Origin of the sequence: Streptomyces sp. NPDC085927, from assembly GCF_044540975.1 — a bacterium.
Classification (GTDB): Bacteria; Actinomycetota; Actinomycetes; order Streptomycetales; family Streptomycetaceae; genus Streptomyces; species Streptomyces hirsutus.
The window spans coordinates 781,832-805,333 of record NZ_JBITSN010000002.1 but is presented as its reverse complement, the minus strand read 5'-3'; the positions used below and the strand labels follow the sequence as shown (position 1 = coordinate 805,333).

The following is a 23,502-nucleotide window of genomic DNA, read 5'->3' as shown; positions in this document are numbered from 1 at the left end:
CGCCCCGCAGGCCACTCGTGGACCGGCTGCGCACACCGTCCGCGGAAGGCATTCTGAGAGGACGGGAGGCCGCGCAGGGCCGCGGGGGCCATTCACGGCAGCCCGCCCGCACCCCGCGCCCTCTCTCCACGCGTCACACGATGTTCCACCCTCGTCCCGGCACTCATCACATTCCCGGAGGGAATCCGTTGCCGAGCAAGTCGTCCGCGCGTCTCGCCGCGCTCACCGTCGCCGCCGTGTGCGCGGCGTCCGCGATCACCCTCACCTCTCCCGCGCACGCGGAGTCCGTGCGCATCCACGACATCCAGGGCGACACCCGGATATCCCCGTACGCCGGACAGCAGGTCACCGATGTGGCCGGAATCGTCACCGGCATCCGCACCTACGGTTCGTCCCGCGGATTCTGGATCCAGGATCCGACGCCGGACGCCGACCCTGCCACCAGTGAGGGCGTCTTCGTCCACACGGGCTCGACCCCCCAGGGGATCACCGTCGGCGACGCCGTCACGGTCTCCGGCACGGTGACGGAGTACGTTCCCGGCGGTACGGCCTCCGGCAACCAGGCGCTGACCGAGATCACCCGCGCCACGTTCACCGTCGTCTCCGGCGGCAACCCGGTCCCGGCCGCGACCAGGATCGACGCCAGGTCCGTCCCCGCCGCCTACACCCCGGCCGGGGACGGCGCGGCGAACGGCTCCGTCAACGCCCTGCCGCTGCGCCCCGACCGCTACGCCCTGGACTTCTACGAGTCCCTGGAGGGCATGAACGTCCAGGTCTCCGACACCAGGGTGGTCGGCGCCACCGACCCGTACACCGAGCTCTGGGTCACGGTGAAGCCGAAGGAGAACCGCAACCACCGCGGCGGCACGGTCTACGGCGCCTACGACGCCCAGAACACCGGCCGCCTGCAGATCCAGTCCCTGGGCCGGGCCGCGGACTTCCCCGACGCGAACGTCGGCGACACCCTCGCCGGCACCACCGCGGGCCCGCTGGACTTCAACCAGTACGGCGGTTACACGCTGGTGGCGAGCGAACTCGGCACGCTCGAGAGCGGGAACCTGCGGCGCGAGTCGACGCGCGCGCAGCGTTCCGGCGAGCTGGCGGTCGCCACGTACAACGTGGAGAACCTGGACCCGTCCGACGACACGTTCGCCGCGCACGCCGAGGCGATCGTGGGCAACCTGAAGTCGCCCGACATCGTGTCCCTGGAGGAGATCCAGGACAACAACGGCGCCACCGACGACGGCACGGTCGCCGCCGACCGGACGGTGGCCGAGCTGATCGACGCGATCGAGGCGGCGGGCGGCCCGCGCTACGAGTGGCGCGGGATCGACCCGGCCGACAAGGCCGACGGCGGCGAGCCGGGCGGCAACATCCGCCAGGTGTTCCTCTTCGACCCGGAGCGGGTCTCCTTCACCGACCGCGCGGGCGGCGACGCCACGACGGCCACCGGCGTCACCAAGGTGCGCGGCAAGGCGGCCCTGACGGTCTCCCCCGGCCGCATCGCCCCCGAGTCCGAGGCGTTCGAGGACAGCCGCAAGCCGCTGGCCGGCGAGTTCGTCTTCCGGGGCCGCACGGTCGTCGTGGTCGCCAACCACTTCGCCTCCAAGGGCGGCGACCAGGCCCTGACGTCGCAGTACCAGCCGCCGTCGCGCAGCTCGGAGACACAGCGTCACCTCCAGGCGAAGGAGGTCCACGACTTCACCGCGAAGATCCTCGCCGTCCAGAAGAACGCGGACGTCGTCGTCCTCGGCGACATCAACGACTTCGAGTTCTCCACGACGACGAAGATCCTCGAGGGCCGGGGCACGCTCTGGTCGGCGGTCAAGTCCCTGCCGCGCAGCGAGCGTTACTCGTACGTCTACCAGGGCAACAGCCAGGTTCTGGACCAGATCCTGATCAGCCCGTCGATCCGCCGCGGCGGGGCGTTCACGTACGACAGCGTGCACCTCAACACCGAGTTCCACGACCAGATCAGCGACCACGACCCGCAGATCCTGCGTTTCCGCCCGTAGGGCGTACACCCGTGCCGAGGGCCGGCCGAACGCTCCCGTTCGGCCGGCCCTCGGCCGTGCCCGCCCAGCCCAGCCCTGCCCCGCCCGGATCCGCAGCGCTCCCTGGTTCTCGGTCACTCCCTGGTCCGCGGTCAGTGCGTCCCGCGCCGCCGCAGCACCGCCATCCCGGCCGTCGCCGCCAGACCGGCCGCCGTCCCTCCGGCGATCATCACCGGCCACGGCTTCCGCGTCCCGGCCAGCCGGGCCTGCGTGGCGCTGCTCCGCAGCTGTACGGTCACCGCGCCGGCCTTGTCGCGCAGGTCCTCCACCCGGGCCAGCGCATGCCCCTTGACGTCCATCTTCCCAGCCAACTGCTCCACCGTGTCACCGAGTTCGTGCCGAGTCCGCTCGATCTCCCACCGCAGTTCGTCCGGCCCCTTGGCTCCGCGGGCAGCATTCTGCTCGACCCCGGGCTCGATGTGGGACCCGGAACCGGATCCGGAAGCCCCCGCCTTCGCAGACGCGTTCACGCCGTTCACGTCCCGCGTCATCGGTGCGCCCTTCCCTTGATCTCCTCCACGTCGGCCTTCACGCTGTCCAGCGTCCGCTCCGGCGTCGCCGGGGTGGCCTGCCGCAACTGGCCGCGACCGAGGACGGCCAGCACACCGGCGATCACGAACAGCACGGCCGTGACGATCAGCGCTGCCGCCCACACCGGCAGGACGAGGGAGAGCGCGGCGCCCCCGGTGAAGGCCGTCGCCAGCAGGCCCGCATAGGCGAAGGCGCCCGCAGCGCCCAGCATGCCGCCGCCGACTCCGGCCCGGCGGCCCTTCTCGGCCAGCTCCACCTTGGCCAGGGCCACTTCCTGCCGTACCAGCCGGGAGACCTGCTCGGTGGCCTGTCCGACGAGTTCGCCCACGCTGTGCTCGTCACGGCCGTGTTCGGCATGGCTGTATTCGGCACGGCTGTGGCCGTCACGGCTGCGCGTGTCGCGAACCGGCGGTTGCTCGATGGTTGCGGTCACGGTGTTCCGCCTCCTCTCGGTCGGGTGCCTTCCGAGTACCCGGAGCGCGCGGCGCCTATCCCGAGCGCCATCCATTACTGATACTTACCAATAACGGACAGAAGATTTAAGTGGAGCTACGCAGTGATCGGGCAGAGACTCCTCCCATGACCCCATCGACGCCCCCCTTCGGCCGCGCCCTGTGCGCCATGGTCACGCCGTTCACCCCCGCCGGCGCCCTGGACCTGGACGGCGCCGCGCGTCTGGCCGACCACCTGGTGAGCCACGGCTGCGACGGCCTGGTGCTGTCCGGTACGACGGGCGAGTCCCCGACCACGACGGACGCCGAGAAGTCCGCCCTCGTCACGGCGGTGCGGGAGGCGGTGGGCAGCCGCGCCTCGATCGTCGCCGGTGTCGGCACCGCCGACACCGCGCACACCGCCGCACTCGCCCGCGAGGCCGAGAGGGCGGGCGCCGACGGTCTCCTGGTCGCCACCCCGTACTACAGCCGCCCGCCGCAGGACGCGGTCGAGGCGCACTTCCACGCGGTCGCGGACGCCACGGACCTGCCTCTGGCCCTGTACGACATCCCGGCCCGCACGGGCACCCGCATCGAGCCGGACACGATGCTGCGGCTCGCCGAGCACCCCCGGATCGTGGCGGTGAAGGACTGCTCGTACGACTTCCTGGCCGCCCAGAAGATCCTCGCCCGCACGGATCTCGCCTACTACGCGGGCTGCGACGAGCACATCCTCGCCCTGTACGCGGTCGGCGGCGCCGGGTACGTCAGCACGGTCGCGAACGTGGTCCCGGACCACCTGCGCGCCGTCCTGGACGCCTTCGACGCGGGTGACACGGCCCGCGCGGCCGGTCTCCAGCAGCGGGCCACCGCCCTGATCGAGGCGGTGATGGCGAACGGCCTGCCCGGCACGGTCACGGCCAAGGCCCTCCTCACCTCCCTCGGCCTGCCCGCGGGCCCGGTCCGCCCGCCGCTGAGGCCGGCGGACCGCGACACGACCGAGAACCTCAGGTCGCTCCACGAGGACCTCACGGCAGGCTGACCGTCACCGCTCGCCGCGCACACTCGCCGCTCAGCCGAGGGCGTGGGCGAACATGCCCGGCTCGTACGAGCCTCCCTTCTGACGCACGATCACGGCGAGCCGGTTGGCCGCGTTGATCAGGGCGACCAGGGCGACCAGCGCCGCGGTCCGGTCGTCGTCGTAGTGCTTGCGCACCCGGTCCCAGGTCTCGTCGGAGACACCGTGGCGGGCGTCGCCGAGCCGGGTGCCCTCCTCTGCGAGGGCCAGCGCGGCCTGCTCCGCCTCGGTGAACACGGTGGACTCGCGCCAGGCGGCGACCAGGTGGAGCCGGACCGCACTCTCACCGGCGGCCGCGGCCTCCTTGGTGTGCATGTCGACGCAGTGGCCGCAGCCGTTGATCTGGCTGGCGCGCAGCGACACCAGCTCCTGCGTGGACCGGGGCAGCGGCGACTGCTGGATCACCAGGCCCGCGCCCGCGAACCGCTTGGCGAACTTGAGCGCGATCTCGTTGGCGAACAGGTCGAATCGGGCTTCCATGGCTTCGTCCTCACTCGTGGTGTTGCATCGGACGAACACGGGATGCCGGCCGCCGGCTTTCTGTGACAGAACCACCGTGTGACACAAGCCATGGCAGACGGGTGTCACAGGATCGCGGGGACCGGTGTCCCGTGCGCATGACGCAGTCGGAAGCGAAGGAGCGTCCGGTGAAGAGCGAACGAAGCGAGCACACGGCCGGGCGCCCCGCGGGCGGCGCGGGGACGGATCCCGCCACCGAGGCGTTCGTCGACCACCGCAACCTCCTGTTCACGGTGGCCTACGAGATGCTGGGCTCGGCCGCCGACGCGGAGGACGTGCTGCAGGAGACCTGGCTGCGGTGGTCGGGGGTCGACCTCGGCGCGGTGCGGGACCGGCGGGCGTACCTGGTCCGGATCACCACGCGCCAGGCGCTGAACCGGCTGCGTACGCTCGGCCGCCGCAAGGAGTCCTACGTGGGCTCGTGGCTGCCCGCGCCGCTGCTCACCACGCCCGACGTGGCCGAGGACGTGGAACTGGCCGACAGCGTCTCGACGGCGATGATGCTGGTGCTGGAGACGCTCACGCCGACGGAGCGGGCGGTGTTCGTGCTGCGCGAGGTGTTCGCCCTGGAGTACGACGAGATCGCGGAGGCCGTCGACCGGAAACCGGCCGCGGTCCGCCAGATCGCCCACCGCGCACGGGGCCACGTGGCGGCACGCCGGCCGCGCGAACACGTGTCGTCGGCGGACTCCCGAAAGGCACTCGACGCGTTCCGTCGGGCGGTCGAGACGGGAGACCTCCAGAGCCTGCTCGACGTCCTGGCGCCGGACGTCGTCCTGCTGGGCGACGGCGGCGGAGTCAAGCAGGCCGTCCTGCGGCCCATCGTCGGGGCCGACAAGGTGGCCCGTCTGCTGGCCGCGGGCCTGGGCAGGATCCCCGCCGGTTCGTCGTTCCTGTTCGCCCAGGTCAACGGCCGCCCGGCACTGCTCCTCCGGGTCGACGGCGAACTCGACACCGTCCTGACGGTCCGCGTCGACCACGGCCTCGTCACCGGCCTCTACGCCGTACGCAACCCGGAGAAGCTGTCCCACATGCGCCGGGAAACGGCCCTGAGCCGCTGAGGCAGGGGCCGGGCGCGGGCCCTCGGCGCGGGCGTCGAGCCGCGCCTTCCCGACGTCGTCGGCGACGACAGGGCCCAGCGAGGTCCGGGCGACGTCCGCGAGGAAGCCGAACACGCCCTCCGGCCGGGACGGTCACCGCCACCGCGCTCCTCGTCCGGTTCCGACCGTGCCGGCGGGTGCATGGCCTACGGTGCCTCGACATCGGAGATCCGGTACTTGCTCACCTCGGCGTCGCGGATCTGAGCCGCCTGCTCGGGTTCCGGGCCCGCACCGCGGAAGCGTGCGAGATCCTCGTCGGTCTTCCACCGCTCGTAGACGTTGATCCGGTCCGGCTCGATCGAGTCGGCCGACAGAGCGAAATCAAGGCATCCGACGGCAGCCCGGGCCTGCTCGACGATGCTCGAGCATCCGGTCAGATAGGCGCCGCGGTCAGCAGCGTCCACCCACAACTTCCCGGCAATGATGATCACGGTACTCCTCGCGTATCGACTGCTCGCCCGACGGTGATGTGCAGCGTGACCGCCTGTCGGCATGGCCACCACGGGGACAGACCGCGGCCGCGTACCGGATTCATCGGTCACCCGCACCACGATGAGCGGACATCACCGTGGCACGGGACACCGGATCGAAGAGACGGGTTCCAGGGGTTTGTCATGCCGATCATTCCGGCGCCCCGGAGTCCGACGCCCGTATCTGCCGGCCGGTCGTGTACCTGGCGCCCACCGCAAGCAGGACCGGGGCCACCGCGAGAGCCATTCCTCTTCCGAGTCTCGTGGTCGGGGCGGGCGGTCGGGCTCAGTCGGTGGCGAGGCCGTCGATCAGGCGGTCGAGGAACCGGGCCCGGCCGGTTCGTGCCGTAGCCGACGTTCCGGACTGGTGAGCCAGCGGTGTTGCACCAGAAGCATCTCCACTGCGGCTCACGGGACAAGAGAGGGCGCCGGACGGGCGGGCTACGCGTCGCTGCCGTGATCGGCCTCGGCCGGCTGGGACGCCCGTGCGTCGGCTGTCTCCAACAGCCGCAGCGCGGGCGTGTTGATGGCTTGGGGCGTCCCCTGGCGGTCGTACTGGAAGAGGGCGATACCGTGCTGCGAGGCCCACGCAAAGGCCGGCGGGGTGTAGCCGGCCAGTGAGAAGAACAAGGCCTCTTTCTCCTTGGCGGTGGCGACGCCATGGAGTTGCTGGACGGTCGGGCGGGTGGTGGGGCTGCCCTCCATCTTCACCTGGGCCAGGCCCCGCTCGGAGATGACGTCGATTCCCTCGTCGGCGCCAACGGGCGTGGCCACCGCATCGGTGAAGCCCAGGTAACGCATCCAGTCGACGGCGATGAGTTCGGCTTCCCGCGCGGTGCGGATCAGCCGTGGCTCGGGCCGGCTCGCCGGGGGTGCGGCTGGTGCGGGGAGGGCCGCGGCCTCCTCTCGGGCCGCGAGGGCGGTCCGCAGTCGAGGGTTGTCGAGGAAGGAGAAGAGCAAGTCTCCGACCTGGACTCCCCAGCCTTCGGTCACATCATCGGGATCGGGGTCGTATCGGTAGGACGTGCCTTTGTCCGACACGGCCGCTGCGCGGTCGGTGAGGATCAACAGTGCCGGGCGCTTCCCGGACCCGCTGGTCACCGACAGGGCGATGCACAAAATGCGCTCGTCGACGGCGACATGCCGTCGCGCGAGCCGCTCCGCCTCGGCCTGGACACGTGGGTTGCGTGCCGCGCTGGTTCTCGACAGGCAGTACGCGATCGCCTCCTCCTGCGGCGCTCCGCGCTCTGGCAGGCCGTCAAGCAGCTGACGTATCGCGCGCTGCAGTGCCTGGGCTGCTTGGGCCGTCTCACGTGCAAGAGCATCCTGCCGCTCCTGCTCACGCTCCTGCTCGGCGCGTGCGGCTTTCCTCTCGCGGATTCTGGCCTGTCGGGCAGCTTCGGCCTCGTTCCGGGCGATGTTGCGCCGGCCCGCCGGGGTGGCGTTGAGTATCCATACGGTGATTCCCGAAACAGCCGCAACAGCCAGTGCGATCAGCGGGACGATTTCGGAGAACAACAACCCGATGAGCCCGACGAGGAACGCGACGACGCCCAGGCCCATGAGCAATAGCTGAATCGTCTCCACCCAGGTATCCACCGGCGGGCGCCGCGTCGTGCTCTTGGCGCCGCCGGTGGCTCGGGCGTCGTTCTCCGGGGGGCGCGGGCCCACAGCCGCCCGGCCGGATCCCGGGCAGGCCTGCCCTCCCACCTTGTGGGAGACGATGAATCCTTTGCCCATGGGCAGCTGCAGCCGACAAACCGAGCATATGCCGAGTTGCACTACTTTCCCCCGTACCCCTTGCTTCGAAGTGAGCAGACTGTAACTGATCCGGGCAGCGACGGCAGGTACCTGCCCTCACTCGGACAGACGCAGGCAGTCTCTCGGCGACGGGATCGACGCCGACCGCGGCAGCTGCACCACCCACACCGAGGCCCTGCCGGCCAAGGCCGTCAAAGCACCGGCCGTCACCGGCTGTTGCCGCGTCACCGGAGACTCCTGGTACTCGTAGTACGGCGGCCAGGACGTCACCGGCATCGAACGCATCGTCCCCCTCGCCCAGACCTGGGGCCCCGGCGCCTCTACCTGGAGCGAACAGCGCCGCATCGCCCACGCCCACTGCTTTGACGACGAAGCGCCGGCGGGCCGTCGCTCCCGACGGACCGAACGACGCAGACGGCAGCCAGCGAGGCCCGGCGTCACTTCTTCGGCTGCTGATCGCGCCCGAGGGAGCTTGACTCGACCATCGTGAGTTCCTTGTACTCGACCTGTGCAACGAGCTGAACGTTCTCGACCTCGTCGCGTGCGTCGCCCGCCTTGACAGCCGCCGTCTCGTCAGCCGTTCGGACTTCTGATGCGGTGCTCTCACGCACGAGCGCCCTTCCGGGCCGTGCTCGGGCCGTGGAAGGGCGCTCAACGATGACCGACGTCGACAGCTACCGGCAGCGCAGTGTCAGGTCAGGGCGTTGATCGATTGGGCGGCCGCAGGTCACGGCCGCCCGTGGTCAGTTGTGGCTGTGCAGGACGTCGTTGAGGCCGCCCCAGACCGCGTTGTTCGGGCGGGCCTCGACCGCGCCGCTGATCGAGTTGCGGCGGAAGAGGATGTTGGAGGCACCGGACAGCGCGCGGGCCTTGACGATCTCACCGTCGGGCATGGTCACGCGGGTGCCGGCGGTGACGTAGAGGCCTGCCTCGACGACGCACTCGTCACCGAGCGGGATGCCGACGCCCGCCTCGGCGCCGATCAGGCAGCGCTCGCCGATGGAGATGATCACGCTGCCGCCGCCCGACAGGGTGCCCATGGTGGACGCGCCGCCGCCGATGTCCGAGCCGTCGCCGACGACGACGCCCGCGGAGATGCGGCCCTCGATCATGGAGGTGCCGAGGGTGCCCGCGTTGAAGTTGACGAAGCCCTCGTGCATGACCGTGGTGCCCGCGGCGAGGTGGGCGCCCAGGCGGACCCGGTCCGCGTCGGCGATGCGGACGCCCTTGGGGACGACGTAGTCCGTCATGCGGGGGAACTTGTCGACGGACGTGACGGCCAGGTGCAGGCCCTCGGCACGGGCGTTGAGCCGCGCCTTCTCGACGTCGTCGACGGCGACGGGGCCGAGCGAGGTCCAGGCGACGTTCGCGAGGAAGCCGAACATGCCCTCCAGGTTCTGGCCGTGCGGCTTGACCAGACGGTGCGAGAGCAGGTGGAGGCGCAGGTAGACGTCGTGCGCGTCGGTCGGCTTCTCGTCGAGGGAGGAGATGACCGTACGGACCGCGACCACTTCGACGCCCCGGCGCGCGTCCGGTCCGATCGCCGCGGTCGCGCCGGCGCCGAGGAGTTCGGCGGCCTGCTCGGCGGAGAGCCGCTCGGTGCCGGACGGGCCGGGCGCGTCGGAGAGTTCGGGGGCGGGGAACCAGGTGTCGAGGACGGTTCCGTCGGCGGTGAGGGTGGCGAGGCCGGCGGCCACTGCGCCGGTGGTGCTCTGAGCAGTCGAGTCGGTCATGAGGGAAACCTAACCGGCCCCGGCCCGTCGATGCGAACCGGTGCCGCGCCGTCTCAGGTGCCGGGCGGGCCGTCCCGGAAGCGGAGACGGCCCCAGGTCACAGCGGTGCGCTGACGCCCTCTCGGTCCGCGGGCAGGATCCGCCCCAGCATCTCCCGTGCGTACTCCTCGTCGTACGGGGTGCCGGTCAGCAGGGCCTGGAGGCAGATGCCGTCCATCAGCGCGACCAGGGCGCGGGCGGTGACCGGGTCGGTGCGGTGGGACAGGAGTTCGGTGACGTCCTCGCACCACTCGGCGGCGACGGGGCGCAGGGCGGGGCGGCGCAGGGCGGCCAGGTACAGCTCGTACTCCAGCTCGACGCCGGTGCGCTCGCCCGCGAGCCACTCGCCGAGGAGTCCGGCGAGCTCGGCCGCCAGGTCGGTGCGCGGGTCCTCCAGGCCGCCGCGTGAGGCGACGGCCTTGGCGAACCCCTCGTTCGCCTGGCGCAGCGCGGCGACCAGCAGCTCGTCGAGGGTCTTGAAGTGGTACGTCGTGGAGCCGAGCGGCACATCGGCCTCGGCGGCGACGCTGCGGTGGCTGAGTCCCGCGATGCCGCTCCTGCCGACGACGCGGATCGCGGCTTCGATGATCCGCCGGCGCCGCTCGGGGTCGTACCGGCGGGCCATCAGTGCGCGCCGCCGAGGTTGAGCACGACCACGCCCACGATGATCAGCGCGATGCCGGCAGCCTTGGCCGCGGTGAGCCCCTCCCCCATGAACAGGATGCCGATCGCGGCGATGGCGGCGGTGCCCACCCCGGCCCAGATGGCGTACGCGGTGCCGATGGAGAGGGTGCGCAGTGTCTGGGCGAGCAGGCTGAAGGAGACCACGTAGCCCGCCAGGGTCAGCAGCGAGGGCCAGAGCTTGCTGAAGCCCTCGCTGTACTTCATGGCGGTGGTGGCACCCACCTCCGCGGCGATCGCCCCGGCGAGCAGAAGGTATCCCATGCGTACGAGCGTACACAACGATGCGTACGGCTGTACACAACGTCTTGTGCGGCCGTACACGACGACGGCCCCCGGTTCCCGCACATCCAGTGGATGTGCGGGAACCGGGGGCCGTTCCACGCCCGTACGGCCGGTGGCTCAGACGTTGAAGCCGAGTGCCCTCAGCTGGTCGCGGCCGTCGTCCGTGATCTTGTCGGGGCCCCACGGCGGCATCCACACCCAGTTGATGCGCAGCTCGCTGACCAGACCGTCCGTGGCGGACTTGGCCTGGTCCTCGATGACGTCGGTCAGCGGACAGGCCGCGGACGTCAGGGTCATGTCGATGGTCGCCACATTGGTGTCGTCGACGTGGACGCCGTAGATCAGGCCGAGGTTGACGACGTCGATGCCCAGTTCGGGGTCGACGACGTCCATCAGGGCCTCGCGGACTTCTTCCTCCGAGGCCGGCTTCATCTCCACGGTCTCGCTCATGCCGTTGTCCTTTCGGCGTCGGGGCCCAGAGCCTGGGCGGTCGCGTCCTTCCACGCCATCCAGCTGAGGAGGGCGCACTTGACGCGGGCGGGGTACTTGGAGACTCCGGCGAACGCGATCGCGTCCTCCAGGGTCTCCTCCATCGCGTCGTCCGGCTCGACCTTGCCCTTGGACTGCATGAGCTCCAGGAAGGTCTCCTGGATCCGCTGCGCCGTGGCGAGGTCCTTGCCGACCAGCAGGTCGTTCAGCACGGAGGCCGAGGCCTGGCTGATGGAGCAGCCCTGCCCCTCGTACGAGACGTCACTGATCGTCGTGCCGTCGTACTTCACCCGCAGTGTGATCTCGTCACCGCACGTCGGGTTGACGTGGTGCACCTCGGCATCGCCGTCCCGCAAGCCCCGCCCGTGCGGGTTCTTGTAGTGGTCCAGGATGACTTCCTGGTACATCGAATCCAGCTTCATGCGATCAGCTCGCCCATCCCTCAGCCGAAGAAGTTCCGTACGTGCTCCAGGCCGTCGACCAGAGCGTCGATCTCGGCCGGGGTGGAGTACAGATAGAACGACGCTCGCGTGGTCGCGGGAATTCCGTACCTCAGGCAGACCGGCCGCGCGCAGTGGTGGCCGACCCGGACCGCGATGCCCTGCTCGTCGAGGACCTGGCCCACGTCGTGCGGGTGGATGTCACCCAGCGCGAACGAGATCGCGGCGCCGCGGTCCTCGGCCGTGTCGGGGCCGATGATGCGCAGGTCCGGAACCTCGGCCAGCCGCTTGACCGCGTACTCGGTGAGCGCGTGCTCGTGGGCGAGGATCTTGTCCATGCCGATCGCGCTCAGGTAGTCGATCGCGGCACCGAGACCGACCGCCTGGGCGATCGGCGGGGTGCCCGCCTCGAACTTGTGCGGCGCGGGGGCGTAGGTCGACGAGTGCATCGACACGGTCTCGATCATCTCGCCGCCGCCGAGGAACGGCGGGAGGTCCTCGAGCAGCTCCTGGCGGCCCCACAGGACGCCGATGCCGGTCGGGCCGCACATCTTGTGGCCGGTGAAGGCCACGAAGTCGGCCTGGAGGGCCTGCACGTCCACCGGCATGTGCGGGGCGGCCTGGGAGGCGTCGATGCAGACGAGCGCGCCGACCTCCTGGGCGCGGCGCACGATCGCCTCGACCGGGTTGACGGTGCCCAGGATGTTGGACACCAGCACGAAGGAGACGATCTTCGTCTTCTCGGTGATGACCTCGTCGATGTTGGACAGGTCGAGGCGGCCGTCGTCGGTGAGGCCGAACCACTTCAGCTTCGCGCCGGTGCGCTGCGCGAGCAGCTGCCACGGCACGATGTTGGAGTGGTGCTCCATCTCCGTGATGACGATCTCGGTCTCGTGGTCCACCCGGTAGGGCTCGTCGGCCCAGCCCAGCATGTTCGCCACGAGGTTGAGCGACTCCGAGGCGTTCTTGGTGAAGATCACCTCGTTGCGGGAGGGCGCGTTGATGAACTCCGCGACCTTGTCGCGCGCGCCCTCGTACAGCGCCGTGGCCTCCTCGGCGAGCACGTGCACACCGCGGTGGACGTTGGCGTTGTAGCGCTCGTAGTACTCACTGAGTGCGTCCAGTACCTGACGCGGCTTCTGGCTGGTCGCCGCGTTGTCCAGGTAGACGAGCTTCCGGCCGTCGTGGACCTGGCGGTCCAGGATGGGGAAGTCCCCTCGGATGGCCTCGTCAAGGAGCCTGGGCTCGGTGAGGAGGCCCGGCAGCTGTGTCACGCGGATGCGCCACCCTTCGCGTAGGCCTCGTAGCCCTCGTTCTCCAGCTTGTCGGCGAGCTCGGCGCCGCCGGACTCGGCGATCCGCCCGTCGGCGAACACGTGGACGTAATCGGGCTTGATGTAGCGCAGGATGCGCGTGTAGTGCGTGATCAGCAGGGTGCCGACCTCGCCGGACTCGCGGACGCGGTTGACGCCCTCGGAGACGATGCGCAGCGCGTCGACGTCCAGGCCGGAGTCGGTCTCGTCGAGGATCGCGATCTTCGGCTTGAGCAGCTCCAGCTGGAGGATCTCGTGGCGCTTCTTCTCACCGCCGGAGAAGCCCTCGTTGACGTTGCGCTCGGCGAAGGCGGGGTCCATGTGGAGGCGCTCCATGGTCTCCTTGACCTCCTTCACCCAGGTGCGCAGCTTGGGGGCCTCGCCGCGGATGGCGGTGGCGGAGGTGCGCAGGAAGTTGGAGACGGAGACGCCGGGGACCTCGACCGGGTACTGCATGGCGAGGAACAGGCCGGCGCGGGCGCGCTCGTCGACGGACATCTCCAGGACGTCCTCGCCGTCGAGGGTGACGGTGCCGCCGGACACGGTGTACTTGGGGTGACCGGCCAGGGCGTAGGCGAGGGTCGACTTGCCGGAGCCGTTGGGGCCCATGATGGCGTGCGTCTCGCCCTGCTTCACGGTGAGGTCGACGCCCTTGAGGATTTCCTTCGTGGCGTTGTCGGCCTCGACGGTGACGTGCAGGTCTCGGATTTCAAGCGTTGCCATGGGTGCCTCAGGACTCCTGGGTGACGGAGACGAGCACGTCGTCCCCTTCGATCTTTACGGGGTATACGGGAACGGGGCGCGTGGCCGGAAGACTGTCGGGCTTGCCCGAGCGGAGGTCGAAGCGCGAGCCGTGCAGCCAGCACTCGATGTGGCAGTCGTCGACCTCGCCCTCCGAGAGGGAGACGTTCGCGTGCGAACAGATGTCGTTGATCGCGAACACCTCGCCCCCGGTGTGTACGAGGGAGACCGGCGTGCCGTCGAGTTCCACCCTCTTGGGGGTGTCCTCCTCCAGCTCGCTCAGCCCGCAGGCGCGTTGGAAGGTCATCCGACCGAGGCCTCCAGCTCCTCCTCGATCTTGGCGATCAGGCGCTCCTCGATGTCCGGGACGCCGATCTGCTGGACCAGCTCGGCGAAGAAGCCGCGGACCACCAGGCGGCGGGCGTCCTGCTCGGGGATGCCGCGGGCCATCAGGTAGAAGAGCTGCTCGTCGTCGAAGCGGCCGGTCGCGGAGGCGTGGCCGGCGCCGACGATCTCGCCGGTCTCGATCTCCAGGTTGGGCACGGAGTCGACGCGGGCGCCGTCGGTGAGGACGAGGTTGCGGTTCATCTCGTAGGTGTCGGTGCCCTCGGCCCTGGCCTGGATGAGCACGTCGCCGATCCACACGGCGTGCGCGTCGTCGCCCTGGAGCGCGCCCTTGTAGACGGCGTTGGACTTGCAGTGCGGAACGTTGTGGTCGACCAGGAGGCGGTGCTCCTGGTGCTGGCCGGCGTCGGTGAAGTACAGGCCGAACAGCTCGGCCTCGCCACCGGTGCCCGCGTAGGCCACCCGGGGGTGCAGCCGGACCAGGTCGCCGCCGAAGGTGACGACGACCGACTTGAAGGAGGCGTCGCGGCCGACGAGGGCGTTGTGCTGGGCGACGTGCACGGCCTTGTCGTCCCAGTCCTGGACGGAGACGACGGTGAGCTTGGCGCCGTCGCCGAGGACGTACTCGACGTTGGCGGCGAACACCGCGTCACCGGAGTGGTCGATGACGACGACCGCCTCGGCGAAGGCGCCGAGCTCGATCACCTGATGGCCGTAGGCGGTGCCGCCCTCGCCGTGCACCGCGATGCGGATCGGCTCGGTGAGCACGGTCTCCTTCGGCACGGTCACGACCGAGGCCTGCTCGAAGGCGCTGTACGCCTGGGCGGCGACGCGGTCCACCGGCTTGCCGGCCCGGCCGAGCCGCGCGTCGTCGCGGCCGACGGCCTCGACGCGGACGCCCTCGGGCGCCTCGACGGCGATCTTGACGCCTTCGCCGGTGGCGACGGCGGTGCCGTCGTGCAGGCCGCGCAGGCGCTCCAGCGGGGTGAACCGCCATTCCTCCTCGCGGCCGCGCGGGACCGGGAAGTCCGCCACGTCGAAGGACGGGGGCGCGCTCATACGGGTGGCGACGGTCGACTCGGCGGCCACCGCGATCGAGCCGGCGGTGGTGGAGCCCACCGGGAGATTCTGGGCCTCAGCCATGGCTGTCGTAGTGCTCTCTTTCTGAGGGGGACGTGTGCTGTCCGACGGGGGCGGTCGGGTCGACCGGCCCCGTCGGGGGCGGGGCGGCGGGTCAGCCGACCGCGCCCTCCATCTGCAGCTCGATCAGCCGGTTGAGCTCCAGCGCGTACTCCATCGGCAGTTCCTTGGCGATCGGCTCGACGAAGCCGCGGACGATCATCGCCATCGCCTCGAACTCGGACAGACCGCGGCTCATCAGGTAGAAGAGCTGGTCCTCGGAGACCTTGGAGACGGTCGCCTCGTGGCCCATGGACACGTCGTCCTCGCGGACGTCGACGTAGGGGTAGGTGTCCGAGCGGGAGATGGTGTCCACGAGCAGCGCGTCGCACAGCACGTTGGACTTGGCACCGGGGGCGCCCTCACCGATCTCGATCAGACCGCGGTAGGAGGTGCGTCCGCCGCCGCGCGCCACCGACTTGGAGACGATGTTGGACGAGGTGTTCGGTGCCATGTGGACCATCTTGGCGCCGGCGTCCTGGTGCTGGCCCTCGCCGGCGAAGGCGATGGACAGGGTCTCGCCCTTGGCGTGCTCGCCCATGAGGTAGACGGCCGGGTACTTCATCGTCACCTTGGAGCCGATGTTGCCGTCGACCCACTCCATGGTCGCGCCCTCGTAGGCCACGGCGCGCTTGGTGACCAGGTTGTAGACGTTGTTCGACCAGTTCTGGATGGTCGTGTAGCGGCAGCGGCCGCCCTTCTTGACGATGATCTCGACGACGGCGCTGTGCAGCGAGTCCGAGGTGTAGATCGGGGCGGTGCAGCCCTCGACGTAGTGGACGTAGGCGTCCTCGTCGACGATGATCAGCGTCCGCTCGAACTGGCCCATGTTCTCGGTGTTGATCCGGAAGTAGGCCTGGAGCGGGATGTCCACGTGGACGCCCTTGGGGACGTAGATGAACGACCCGCCGGACCACACGGCCGAGTTCAGCGACGCGAACTTGTTGTCGCCGACCGGGATGACGGTGCCGAAGTACTCCTGGAAGAGCTCCGGGTGCTCCTTCAGCGCGGTGTCCGTGTCGAGGAAGATGACGCCCTGCTCCTCCAGGTCCTCGCGGATCTGGTGGTAGACGACCTCGGACTCGTACTGCGCGGCGACACCGGCGACCAGGCGCTGCTTCTCCGCCTCGGGGATGCCGAGCCGGTCGTAGGTGTTCTTGATGTCCTCGGGCAGGTCCTCCCAGGAGGCGGCCTGCGCCTCGGTGGAGCGCACGAAGTACTTGATGTTGTTGAAGTCGATGCCCGACAGGTCCGAGCCCCAGTTGGGCATGGGCTTCTTGTCGAACAGCCGCAGGCCCTTCAGCCGCAGCTTCAGCATCCACTCCGGTTCGTTCTTCTTCGCGGAGATGTCACGGACGACGTCCTCGCTCAGACCGCGCTTGGCCGCGGCGCCTGCCGCGTCGGAGTCGGCCCAGCCGAATTCGTACGTACCCAGGCCCTCGAGTTCGGGGTGGGCAGTCTCCGTGGGGAGAGTCATGCGGGGTTCCTCCCGGCCGTGCTTGCGGATGCGGTTGCGTTGTGGATGTGGGGCGAAGGCTTCTCGGGCTTCGTCCCGGACGTTCTCGGGGATTTCGGAGGCTCCGGGGGCTCCGGGGGCGGTGAGGCCCCCGCGGCCCTCGAAACCGTCGAGGACTTCGGGATGAAGGTGGTGCAGACACCGTCGCCGTGGGCGATGGTGGCCAGCCGCTGGACATGCGTACCGAGCAGCTCGGCGAAAAATTCCGTCTCCGCCTCGCAGAGTTGCGGAAACCGCTCGGCGGCGTGGGCGACCGGGCAGTGGTGCTGGCACAGCTGCTCGCCCTGCTGCGGGTGGGGGGCGCTGCGCGCGGTGGCAGCGTACCCGTCCGCGGTGAGCGCCCTGGCCAGGGCCTGGGCGCGCTCCTCGGGGGCCGCCGCCTCCACCGCCTCGCGGTACGAGCCGGCCTGGGCGGCGATCCGGGCGCGGGCGAACGCGGCGATCGCCTCGTCGCCGCCCTCCCGCTCGCCGATCCACCGCAGGGCGTCCACGGCCAGTTCGTCGTACGACTGGTCGAAGGCGTCCCGCCCGCAGTCGGTGAGGGCGAAGACCTTGGCCGGGCGTCCGCGCGTGCGCGCGCCGTAGACCCGGCGCTCGCGCGCCTCCACGATTCCGTCGGCGGCCAGGGCGTCGAGGTGCCGGCGGACGGCCGCCTGGGTCAGCCCGAGCCGCTGGGCGAGGTCGGAGACGGTCGACGGTCCGTGGTCCAGGACGGAGCGGACGACCCGGTTGCGGGTGGACCGCTCACCGGTCGCAAGTTCCTCCTGGGGAGCCTCGCCGACGTTTTTCACAACGCCATTGTTGCGTAATTCATACGGCCCGGGCAAGCCGCGCATGATCCACTCCGGGGTGCGCTGCATCACTTAGGTAAACCTAAGGTGACCTGCGGAAACGATCTCTGATCGATCGAACGGGTGGTATCCCCGGGCCGCTTCCGGAACACTGCCGGGCATGCCCGCACCCCCGCCGACCGGCCCTCTTGTCACCCGGGACACCCTCGCCGCCGGACTCGCCGAGCTCGGCGTGCGGCCCGGCGAGACCCTCCTCGTGCACTCCTCGCTCAGCTCCCTGGGCTGGGTCAACGGCGGCCCGGTCACCGTCGTCGGCGCACTGCTCGACGTGCTGGGCCGGGACGGCACCCTGGCCGTCCCGGCCCAGTCCGGCGACCTCTCCGACCCGGCGCTGTGGAGCGATCCGCCGGTGCCGGAGGCCTGGTGGGAGGCCGTCCGGGCCACCATGCCCGGCTACGACCCGGCGATCACCCCCACCCGCGGCGTGGGAATCGTCCCGGAGACGGTACGGACCTGGCCCGGCGCCCGGCGCAGCGCCCACCCGCAGACCTCGTTCGCCGCGCTCGGACGGCGCGCGGCGGAGGTCGTCGCGGTGCACGAGCAGGACTGCCGGCTGGGGGAACGGAGTCCGCTGGCGGCCCTGGAGCGGCTGGACGCCCGGGTGCTGCTGCTCGGCACCGGGTACGACACCTGCACCTGCTTCCACCTCGCCGAGTACCGGATGCCCTCCCCGCTCGTCGCCGTGGGCCGCCCCGGCCAGGCGGGCTGGGAGACCCTGACCGAGGTGTCGATCACCTCCGAGCGCTTCGACGAACTCGGCCACGACTTCGAACGGGACCGCCCCGCGGACCGCCCCGTCGTCCGCGGCAGGGTCGGGGCGTCCGAGGCGCGGCTGTTCCCGCTGCGGGACGCGGTGGCCTACGCACAGCGGTGGCTGGAACTGCACCGTCCCCCCGCGGAGGAGTTCCCGAACCCCCCGGTCTGAGGTCCCCGGCCCGTACCTAGACTCGTGACCCATGCGAAGCGAGCCCGTGGTCCAGGTGCAGGCCCTGGTGAAGCGGTACGGCACGAAGACCGCGGTGGACGGCCTCGACCTGGTGGCACGGCAGGGCGTGACGGCCGTGCTCGGACCCAACGGGGCGGGCAAGACGACCACGGTGGAGACCTGCGAGGGATACCGGCGGCCGGACTCCGGCACGGTGCGCGTCCTGGGCCTGGACCCGGTGCGGGAGTCGGCCGCGCTCAGACCCCGCGTCGGCGTGATGCTCCAGTCCGGCGGCGTCTACTCGGGCGCGCGGGCCGACGAGATGCTCCGGCACATGGCCACACTGCACGCGCACCCCCTGGACGTGGATGCGCTGATCGAGCGCCTCGGACTCGGCTCCTGCGGCCGTACGGCCTACCGGCGGCTCTCCGGCGGCCAGCAGCAGCGGCTCGCGCTGGCGATGGCCGTGGTGGGGCGCCCGGAGCTGGTCTTCCTGGACGAACCGACCGCCGGACTCGACCCGCAGGCCCGCCGTGCCACCTGGGACCTCGTACGGGATCTGCGCGCCGACGGGGTCTCCGTCATCCTCACGACGCACCACATGGACGAGGCCGAACAGCTCGCCGACGACGTCGCGATCATCGACGCCGGCCGGGTGGTGGCCCAGGGCAGCCCCGAGGAGCTGTGCCGGGGCGGCGCCGAGAACACCCTGCGCTTCTCGGGCCGGCCGGGTCTGGACGTGGTCTCCCTGCTCAAGGCGCTCCCGCCCGGCTCCCGGGCCGACGAGCTGACCCCTGGCTCGTACCGGGTGGCCGGCGAGGTGGACCCGCACCTGCTCGCCACGGTCACGTCCTGGTGCGCACAGCACGGCGTGCTGCCGGACCGGATCTCGGTCGAGCGGCACACCCTGGAGGACGTCTTTCTGGAACTGACGGGCAAGGAGCTGCGTTCATGATCCGGATCCGCACGAAGACCGGCCGGGGGTCCGGGGGTCGTCCCCCGGGAAGACACAGCCTGGAACTGACGGGCAAGGAGCTGCGTTCATGAATCCGGCACCCACCGGGACGGGCGGGGCCGGCGGCACCGGCGCCTACGCGCCGAGGCCCGGCGCGGCACCGCTCCCCCGCATGATCGCGGCGCAGGCGGTGCTCGAGACGAAGATGCTGCTGCGCAACGGCGAGCAGCTGCTGCTCACCGTGGTCATCCCCACCCTGCTGCTGGTGCTGTTCAGTACGGTGGACATCGTGGACACCGGCGAGGGCGAGGCGGTGGACTTCCTCGCCCCCGGCGTCCTCGCGCTGGCGGTGATGTCGACGGCGTTCACCGGGCAGGCCATCGCCACCGGCTTCGAGCGCCGGTACGGGGTGCTGAAGCGGCTGGCGGCGTCGCCGCTGCCGCGCTGGGCGCTGATGACCGCGAAGACGCTGTCGGTGCTGGTCACCGAGGTGCTGCAGATCGTCCTGCTGACGGTGATCGCGTTCGCGCTGGGCTGGTCGCCGCAGGGCAACCCGTTCGCGGTGCTCCTGCTGCTGGTGCTGGGCACGGCCGCCTTCTCGGGGCTCGGTCTGCTGATGGCGGGCACCCTGAAGGCCGAGGCGACGCTCGCCGCCGCCAACCTGGTGTTCCTGCTGCTGCTCGTCGGCGGCGGGGTCGTCGTGCCGCTGGACGACTTCCCGGACGCCGCGCAGAACGTCCTCGGGCTGCTGCCCATCTCGGCGCTGTCGGAGGGTCTGCGGGCCGTGCTCCAGGACGGGGCGGGGCTGCCGTGGGGCCAGGCCGCGATCCTCGCCGTGTGGGCGGTCGCGGGGCTGGCGGCGGCGGGCCGGTTCTTCCGCTGGGAATGAGCGGGCGGGGGCGGGGCGGGGCGGCCGGGACGTCCGGGCGGACCCTCGTGAAAGTGTGCACAAGCGGAGCCCTACGATGGGTCGCGTGCCAAACCTGACCCGCGCCGACGCCCAGGCGGCCCTGCGCAGCCCCCTCGCCTTCATCGCCGCACGCTGGACCCCGGATCCCCGGACGGTCCGGCGGGCGGTCCTCGCCGCGCTCGTCATGTCGGTGGTCATCGTGGTCACCGGCGGTGCAGTGCGGCTGACCGGCTCCGGCCTGGGCTGCCCGACCTGGCCCAAGTGCACCGAGGACTCCCTCACCTCCACCCGCGAGATGGGGATGCACGGCCTCATCGAGTTCGGCAACCGGCTGCTGACGTACGTGCTGTGTGCCGCCGTCGGCTGGGCGATCATCGCCGTGCGCTCCGAGAAGCCGTTCCGGCGCAGCCTGACGCGGCTGGGCTGGGCGCAGTTCTGGATCGTGATGGGCAACGCGATCCTCGGCGGCATCGTCGTCCTGGTCGGCCTGAACCCGTACACGGTCGCGGCTCACTTCCTGCTCTCGTCGGCGCTGATCGCGGTGGCCGCCGTGATGTGGCAGCGCGTCCGCGAGGGCGACGGGGAGCCCCGGCCGCTGGTCGGCAAGCCGGTACGGCAGCTGGTGTGGTTCCTGGTGGTGGCGTCCGTGCTGCTGATCGCGGTCGGCACGGTGGTGACCGGCGCGGGGCCGCACGCGGGTGACTCCAGCGAGGTCGAGCGGATGCCGCTGGACTGGGAGATGGTCAGCAAGCTGCACGCCGTGCTGGCGTGGATCGTGGCGACGCTGACGTTCGCCCTGTGGTTCGTCCTGAAGGCGGTGGACGCCCCCAAGGGCCCGCTGCACCGCACCCGCGAGCTGTTCCTGATCATTCTCGCGCAGGGTGTGATCGGCTACGTCCAGTACTTCACGGACCTGCCCGAGGTCCTGGTCGGCGCCCACATGTTCGGCTCCTGCGTGATGTGGATCTGGGTGGTGCGGGTCCTGCTGTCGCTGCGCGAGCGGCCGGATGTGCCGGCGGCCGGTCCGCCGGTGCCGTCCGCTCAGTCGTCCGACGCCACGAGCGCGTCGATCGCCGGCCCCAGGTAGTCCCGGGTCAGCCGCGCCCGGCGCAGGACCCACTCCTCGTCGGGCGGCGCGGGGTCCTCGTAGCGCCGCCTCCGGACGTCCTCGACGACCTCGCCGGGAGCCCCGAGGGCGGTCAGTACCTCCAGGGCCTCCCGCTTGGGGATCAGCCGGCCCTCGCGCAGCGTGACCGTGGCACGGGCGAAGGTCAGCAGGCCCAGGTCCACCCACACGTCCTGCGTCCAGTGGGCGGCCCGGTCCACCTCCCGCCGCCAGAAGTCGCGCTGGTCGCGCACCACGAAGGCGGCGAGGTCGCCGTCCGGCACCGGCGGCAGTACGTCCGCGGGCGGCGCACCGTGCAGGACCCGGCCGAAGCGGTGCAGCTCGGCCCGGGTGACCGGAGTGACCGTGCGCCCGAAGAGCTGCTCGTGCGCCCAGGTCGGGTGGCGCCGCTCGGCGTCTGAGGCGGTGTCCGGCGTCAGATAGGTGCAGTGCAGCCGGTCGGCGAGCGGCTCGCGCCGCAGGCGGGCGTGCAGCAGTGCCACCCGCCACACCGTCCGCGCCGTGACCGGATGGTTCAGGACCGTGATCAGATCCAGGTCGCTGCGGCCCTCCCGGTAGTCACCGCCGGCCAGTGAGCCGTGCGCCCAGACGGCGACCGGGGCGAGCGGCGCGAGGCCGGTGAGGAAGCGGTCGAGCAAGGCGTCGGTGGTCATCCGCCCAGTCTTCACGTCCCACTCCGGTCCGCACACCCCGCGTTCTCGCCCCGCTTCAGCCCGTAGACCCTGCCCGCGTTCCCCGAGGCGATCATTCCGGCCACCCGCTGCGCGTCGTCGAGCGCCCACGCGCCCTCGGCGACCCAGCCGCCGAGGACCCGGGAGAGTGCCTCGCGGAACAGGCGTGCGCCCACGACGTGCAGTTCGGGCAGCGCCTGGGCGCCGCTGGAGAAGAGGATCTTGCCGAAGGGGGCGCTGTCCAGGACCTCCGCGAGGACGGTCGCCGCGCCGGCGCCGGTGCGGGCCAGGGCGGCACCGGAGTCGACGTACACATGCGGGTAGACGCCGGCCAGGCGGGCGGCGTGCCGGTGGTCCGGGTAGCCGTGCAGCAGGACGAGGTCGGTGCCGAGCCCGGCGGTGGCCCGGACGAAGCCGCTCAGCAGCGCCGGGTCGGTGGCCCCGGTCCGGGTGCCGGGTGCGCCGGGCCCCGTGTGCAGCTGCAGGGGCCGGCCCGAGGCGACGGCGATCCACAGCAGGTGCCACAGCAGCACCGGGTCCCGCAGCTCGTCCCCGGCCCGGCGTGCGGCCAGCCAGCGCGCGGCCGCACCGCGCACCTCCCCGGGCCCCGGCGGCTGCGGGGCCGGGGCCGGACCCCGCCGTATGCCGGTGACGGAGGTGAAGGCGACGGCGTGCGCGGCGGCTCCGTGCACGGACTCGGCGAGGTTGGCGAGGAAGGAATCCACCGTGCCGGAGGTGTCGGCGACCTGCTCGGCGAGCTGTTCGAGGCGCACGATCTCGTGGGCCTCGGCGGCGCCGGCCCTGGCCAGTTCGGCCGTTCCGGTGAGGTCGCCGGGCAGTCCGGTGTCGACGAGATAGGTGGTGATGCCGCTGGCCCGCAGCAGACGGCGGCCCGTCTCGGCGACACCCAGCTCACGGCGCCGCGCCAGGTAGCGGGCGGGCGGGCAGTGCGGCTCCAGGCCGAGCAGGGGCGGGCACCAGCGGCGTACGGCGAAGCCGGTCTGGGTGTCGAAGAGGGTGGTGCCCGGGGCGGGCGGTCCCTCGGTACGGGCGAGCTGGGCCTCGAAGGTGCCGAGGCCCAGCTCGGTGCGCAGCACTCCGTGGCAGTACTGGTCCACGAGGGACGGTGGGTCGATCATCCGGGCTCCCCAGGTGGGCGCTGCGCTGGCTTCGCAGGGCCTAACGGTGAACCGGTGAGTAGGTGTTGCCCGGCCGCGGGACTGCCGTGGTGGGGGGCCCGCGGGCCCCCCCCCGGCCGCCCCCCCCCCCCGCGGGGGGGGCCGGGGGGGGGGGCCCCCCCCCGGGGTGGCGCCCCAACGGGGGCATTAGTAACCGGCGCGCGCGGCCGTGGGCGCGAACA

27 protein-coding genes and 1 pseudogene are annotated in these 23,502 nt (G+C 71.2%); 7 read left to right on the top strand and 21 right to left on the bottom strand.

The genetic code is table 11. From position 1 onward, the window contains the following. The first annotated feature begins 188 nt into the window (after positions 1–188). Positions 189–2,015, top strand: a complete 1,827-nt coding sequence (locus tag ACIF80_RS08620) for an endonuclease/exonuclease/phosphatase family protein (protein ID WP_399801049.1) — start codon at positions 189–191, stop codon at positions 2,013–2,015. Positions 2,016–2,146: 131 nt separating this feature from the next. Here the strand turns inward: ACIF80_RS08620 and ACIF80_RS08615 are convergent, their stop codons facing one another. Together ACIF80_RS08615 and ACIF80_RS08610 are read right to left on the bottom strand one after the other, a co-directional pair. Then, entirely contained in the window at positions 2,147–2,545 is a 399-nt protein-coding gene (locus ACIF80_RS08615; protein WP_399801046.1) for a DUF3618 domain-containing protein, read from the bottom strand. Beyond that, entirely contained in the window at positions 2,542–3,018 is a 477-nt protein-coding gene (locus tag ACIF80_RS08610; protein WP_399801044.1) for a phage holin family protein, read from the bottom strand. Before ACIF80_RS08610 ends, ACIF80_RS08615 begins: the two co-directional genes overlap by 4 nt. Before the next feature lie 146 nt (positions 3,019–3,164). Between ACIF80_RS08610 and dapA the strand changes: the two genes are divergently transcribed. After that, positions 3,165–4,058, top strand: a complete 894-nt coding sequence (gene dapA, locus ACIF80_RS08605; RefSeq protein ID WP_399801041.1) for a 4-hydroxy-tetrahydrodipicolinate synthase — start codon at positions 3,165–3,167, stop codon at positions 4,056–4,058. 30 nt (positions 4,059–4,088) lie between these two features. Here dapA and ACIF80_RS08600 read toward each other — a convergent pair whose 3' ends face one another. Next, positions 4,089–4,574, bottom strand: a complete 486-nt coding sequence (locus ACIF80_RS08600; protein WP_399801038.1) for a carboxymuconolactone decarboxylase family protein — start codon at positions 4,572–4,574, stop codon at positions 4,089–4,091. Positions 4,575–4,711: 137 nt separating this feature from the next. Here ACIF80_RS08600 and ACIF80_RS08595 point away from each other — a divergent pair, with 137 nt between their 5' ends. Continuing rightward, positions 4,712–5,674: an RNA polymerase sigma-70 factor gene (locus ACIF80_RS08595; protein WP_399801035.1), complete on the top strand. Its 963-nt coding sequence runs from the start codon at positions 4,712–4,714 to the stop codon at positions 5,672–5,674. Between the two features lie 18 nt (positions 5,675–5,692). Here ACIF80_RS08595 and ACIF80_RS08590 read toward each other — a convergent pair. From ACIF80_RS08590 to ACIF80_RS08515, 16 genes and pseudogenes are all read right to left on the bottom strand, one after another. Continuing rightward, positions 5,693–5,794: pseudogene (locus ACIF80_RS08590) on the bottom strand (2,3,4,5-tetrahydropyridine-2,6-dicarboxylate N-succinyltransferase); the annotation flags it as partial. 65 nt (positions 5,795–5,859) lie between these two features. Further along, the gene (locus ACIF80_RS08585; protein ID WP_399801032.1) at positions 5,860–6,144 is read right to left on the bottom strand and encodes a putative quinol monooxygenase; all 285 of its coding nucleotides are present in this window, start codon (positions 6,142–6,144) and stop codon (positions 5,860–5,862) included. Positions 6,145–6,624: 480 nt separating this feature from the next. Then, the gene (locus tag ACIF80_RS08580) at positions 6,625–7,770 is read right to left on the bottom strand and encodes a restriction endonuclease (protein WP_399801030.1); all 1,146 of its coding nucleotides are present in this window, start codon (positions 7,768–7,770) and stop codon (positions 6,625–6,627) included. Between the two features lie 270 nt (positions 7,771–8,040). Further along, positions 8,041–8,220, bottom strand: a complete 180-nt coding sequence (locus ACIF80_RS08575; protein WP_399801028.1) for a hypothetical protein — start codon at positions 8,218–8,220, stop codon at positions 8,041–8,043. A 161-nt stretch (positions 8,221–8,381) separates the two neighbouring features. Beyond that, positions 8,382–8,555, bottom strand: a complete 174-nt coding sequence (locus tag ACIF80_RS08570; RefSeq protein WP_399801025.1) for a hypothetical protein — start codon at positions 8,553–8,555, stop codon at positions 8,382–8,384. A gap of 132 nt (positions 8,556–8,687) precedes the next feature. Next, complete coding sequence (dapD, locus tag ACIF80_RS08565; RefSeq protein WP_399801022.1) at positions 8,688–9,677, bottom strand: 2,3,4,5-tetrahydropyridine-2,6-dicarboxylate N-succinyltransferase; 990 nt, start codon at positions 9,675–9,677, stop codon at positions 8,688–8,690. A 97-nt stretch (positions 9,678–9,774) separates the two neighbouring features. After that, positions 9,775–10,341, bottom strand: coding sequence for a TetR/AcrR family transcriptional regulator (locus ACIF80_RS08560; protein WP_399801019.1), 567 nt, complete (start codon positions 10,339–10,341; stop codon positions 9,775–9,777). After that, a complete protein-coding gene (locus ACIF80_RS08555; protein ID WP_399801017.1) occupies positions 10,341–10,661 on the bottom strand; it encodes a DMT family transporter in 321 nt (106 codons plus the stop codon). Before ACIF80_RS08555 ends, ACIF80_RS08560 begins: the two co-directional genes overlap by 1 nt. 138 nt (positions 10,662–10,799) lie before the next feature. Then, on the bottom strand, positions 10,800–11,132 hold the full coding sequence (locus ACIF80_RS08550; protein ID WP_055591708.1) for a metal-sulfur cluster assembly factor: 333 nt from the start codon (positions 11,130–11,132) through the stop codon (positions 10,800–10,802). Further along, entirely contained in the window at positions 11,129–11,593 is a 465-nt protein-coding gene (gene sufU, locus ACIF80_RS08545; RefSeq protein ID WP_399801014.1) for a Fe-S cluster assembly sulfur transfer protein SufU, read from the bottom strand. The genes ACIF80_RS08550 and sufU overlap by 4 nt, the downstream gene beginning before the upstream one ends. 20 nt (positions 11,594–11,613) lie before the next feature. Then, on the bottom strand, positions 11,614–12,885 hold the full coding sequence (locus ACIF80_RS08540) for a cysteine desulfurase (RefSeq protein ID WP_399801011.1): 1,272 nt from the start codon (positions 12,883–12,885) through the stop codon (positions 11,614–11,616). Further along, on the bottom strand, positions 12,882–13,646 hold the full coding sequence (gene sufC, locus ACIF80_RS08535; RefSeq protein WP_055591711.1) for a Fe-S cluster assembly ATPase SufC: 765 nt from the start codon (positions 13,644–13,646) through the stop codon (positions 12,882–12,884). The genes ACIF80_RS08540 and sufC overlap by 4 nt, the downstream gene beginning before the upstream one ends. A 7-nt stretch (positions 13,647–13,653) precedes the next feature. After that, positions 13,654–13,971 carry a non-heme iron oxygenase ferredoxin subunit gene (locus tag ACIF80_RS08530; protein WP_055572483.1) on the bottom strand — a complete coding sequence of 106 codons (318 nt, stop codon included), beginning with the start codon at positions 13,969–13,971 and terminating at the stop codon, positions 13,654–13,656. Next, positions 13,968–15,152: a Fe-S cluster assembly protein SufD gene (gene sufD / locus ACIF80_RS08525; protein WP_399801007.1), complete on the bottom strand. Its 1,185-nt coding sequence runs from the start codon at positions 15,150–15,152 to the stop codon at positions 13,968–13,970. The genes ACIF80_RS08530 and sufD overlap by 4 nt, the downstream gene beginning before the upstream one ends. A 91-nt stretch (positions 15,153–15,243) precedes the next feature. After that, positions 15,244–16,665 carry a Fe-S cluster assembly protein SufB gene (gene sufB / locus ACIF80_RS08520; protein ID WP_399801005.1) on the bottom strand — a complete coding sequence of 474 codons (1,422 nt, stop codon included), beginning with the start codon at positions 16,663–16,665 and terminating at the stop codon, positions 15,244–15,246. Beyond that, complete coding sequence (locus ACIF80_RS08515) at positions 16,662–17,495, bottom strand: helix-turn-helix transcriptional regulator (RefSeq protein ID WP_399801002.1); 834 nt, start codon at positions 17,493–17,495, stop codon at positions 16,662–16,664. Before ACIF80_RS08515 ends, sufB begins: the two co-directional genes overlap by 4 nt. Positions 17,496–17,655: 160 nt before the next feature. On the opposite strand from ACIF80_RS08515, the gene ACIF80_RS08510 reads away from it, so the two are divergent. From ACIF80_RS08510 to ACIF80_RS08495, 4 genes are all read left to right on the top strand, one after another. Beyond that, on the top strand, positions 17,656–18,480 hold the full coding sequence (locus tag ACIF80_RS08510) for an aminoglycoside N(3)-acetyltransferase (protein ID WP_399801000.1): 825 nt from the start codon (positions 17,656–17,658) through the stop codon (positions 18,478–18,480). Positions 18,481–18,526: 46 nt separating this feature from the next. After that, positions 18,527–19,435 carry an ABC transporter ATP-binding protein gene (locus tag ACIF80_RS08505; protein ID WP_399801269.1) on the top strand — a complete coding sequence of 303 codons (909 nt, stop codon included), beginning with the start codon at positions 18,527–18,529 and terminating at the stop codon, positions 19,433–19,435. A gap of 88 nt (positions 19,436–19,523) precedes the next feature. Further along, positions 19,524–20,324, top strand: a complete 801-nt coding sequence (locus ACIF80_RS08500) for an ABC transporter permease (protein WP_399800997.1) — start codon at positions 19,524–19,526, stop codon at positions 20,322–20,324. Positions 20,325–20,400: 76 nt separating this feature from the next. After that, positions 20,401–21,432: a heme A synthase gene (locus ACIF80_RS08495; protein WP_399800994.1), complete on the top strand. Its 1,032-nt coding sequence runs from the start codon at positions 20,401–20,403 to the stop codon at positions 21,430–21,432. Here the strand turns inward: ACIF80_RS08495 and ACIF80_RS08490 are convergent. Both ACIF80_RS08490 and ACIF80_RS08485 read right to left on the bottom strand, forming a co-directional pair. Further along, positions 21,387–22,124 (bottom strand): nucleotidyltransferase domain-containing protein, encoded by a 738-nt coding sequence (locus ACIF80_RS08490; RefSeq protein ID WP_399800991.1) that lies wholly within the window; start codon positions 22,122–22,124, stop codon positions 21,387–21,389. The two genes, ACIF80_RS08495 and ACIF80_RS08490, sit on opposite strands and share 46 nt — an antisense overlap. A gap of 11 nt (positions 22,125–22,135) precedes the next feature. After that, the gene (locus tag ACIF80_RS08485; protein ID WP_399800988.1) at positions 22,136–23,281 is read right to left on the bottom strand and encodes an amidohydrolase family protein; all 1,146 of its coding nucleotides are present in this window, start codon (positions 23,279–23,281) and stop codon (positions 22,136–22,138) included. Between the last annotated feature and the right edge of the window lie 221 nt (positions 23,282–23,502).

What these genes read in the sequence shown, in the direction of transcription:
- sufD (WP_399801007.1), bottom strand. Translation starts at nt 15,152, where the DNA reads ATGGCTGAGGCCCAGAATCTCCCGGTGGGCTCCACCACCGCCGGCTCG.
- ACIF80_RS08550 (WP_055591708.1), bottom strand. Translation starts at nt 11,132, where the DNA reads ATGAGCGAGACCGTGGAGATGAAGCCGGCCTCGGAGGAAGAAGTCCGC.
- ACIF80_RS08530 (WP_055572483.1), bottom strand. Translation starts at nt 13,971, where the DNA reads ATGACCTTCCAACGCGCCTGCGGGCTGAGCGAGCTGGAGGAGGACACC.
- ACIF80_RS08560 (WP_399801019.1), bottom strand. Translation starts at nt 10,341, where the DNA reads ATGGCCCGCCGGTACGACCCCGAGCGGCGCCGGCGGATCATCGAAGCC.
- ACIF80_RS08555 (WP_399801017.1), bottom strand. Translation starts at nt 10,661, where the DNA reads ATGGGATACCTTCTGCTCGCCGGGGCGATCGCCGCGGAGGTGGGTGCC.
- dapD (WP_399801022.1), bottom strand. Translation starts at nt 9,677, where the DNA reads ATGACCGACTCGACTGCTCAGAGCACCACCGGCGCAGTGGCCGCCGGC.
- ACIF80_RS08600 (WP_399801038.1), bottom strand. Translation starts at nt 4,574, where the DNA reads ATGGAAGCCCGATTCGACCTGTTCGCCAACGAGATCGCGCTCAAGTTC.
- ACIF80_RS08495 (WP_399800994.1), top strand. Translation starts at nt 20,401, where the DNA reads ATGGGTCGCGTGCCAAACCTGACCCGCGCCGACGCCCAGGCGGCCCTG.
- sufB (WP_399801005.1), bottom strand. Translation starts at nt 16,665, where the DNA reads ATGACTCTCCCCACGGAGACTGCCCACCCCGAACTCGAGGGCCTGGGT.
- ACIF80_RS08615 (WP_399801046.1), bottom strand. Translation starts at nt 2,545, where the DNA reads ATGACGCGGGACGTGAACGGCGTGAACGCGTCTGCGAAGGCGGGGGCT.
- ACIF80_RS08510 (WP_399801000.1), top strand. Translation starts at nt 17,656, where the DNA reads ATGCCCGCACCCCCGCCGACCGGCCCTCTTGTCACCCGGGACACCCTC.
- ACIF80_RS08575 (WP_399801028.1), bottom strand. Translation starts at nt 8,220, where the DNA reads ATGCCGGTGACGTCCTGGCCGCCGTACTACGAGTACCAGGAGTCTCCG.
- ACIF80_RS08490 (WP_399800991.1), bottom strand. Translation starts at nt 22,124, where the DNA reads ATGACCACCGACGCCTTGCTCGACCGCTTCCTCACCGGCCTCGCGCCG.
- sufU (WP_399801014.1), bottom strand. Translation starts at nt 11,593, where the DNA reads ATGAAGCTGGATTCGATGTACCAGGAAGTCATCCTGGACCACTACAAG.
- dapA (WP_399801041.1), top strand. Translation starts at nt 3,165, where the DNA reads ATGACCCCATCGACGCCCCCCTTCGGCCGCGCCCTGTGCGCCATGGTC.
- ACIF80_RS08500 (WP_399800997.1), top strand. Translation starts at nt 19,524, where the DNA reads ATGAATCCGGCACCCACCGGGACGGGCGGGGCCGGCGGCACCGGCGCC.
- ACIF80_RS08595 (WP_399801035.1), top strand. Translation starts at nt 4,712, where the DNA reads ATGACGCAGTCGGAAGCGAAGGAGCGTCCGGTGAAGAGCGAACGAAGC.
- sufC (WP_055591711.1), bottom strand. Translation starts at nt 13,646, where the DNA reads ATGGCAACGCTTGAAATCCGAGACCTGCACGTCACCGTCGAGGCCGAC.
- ACIF80_RS08485 (WP_399800988.1), bottom strand. Translation starts at nt 23,281, where the DNA reads ATGATCGACCCACCGTCCCTCGTGGACCAGTACTGCCACGGAGTGCTG.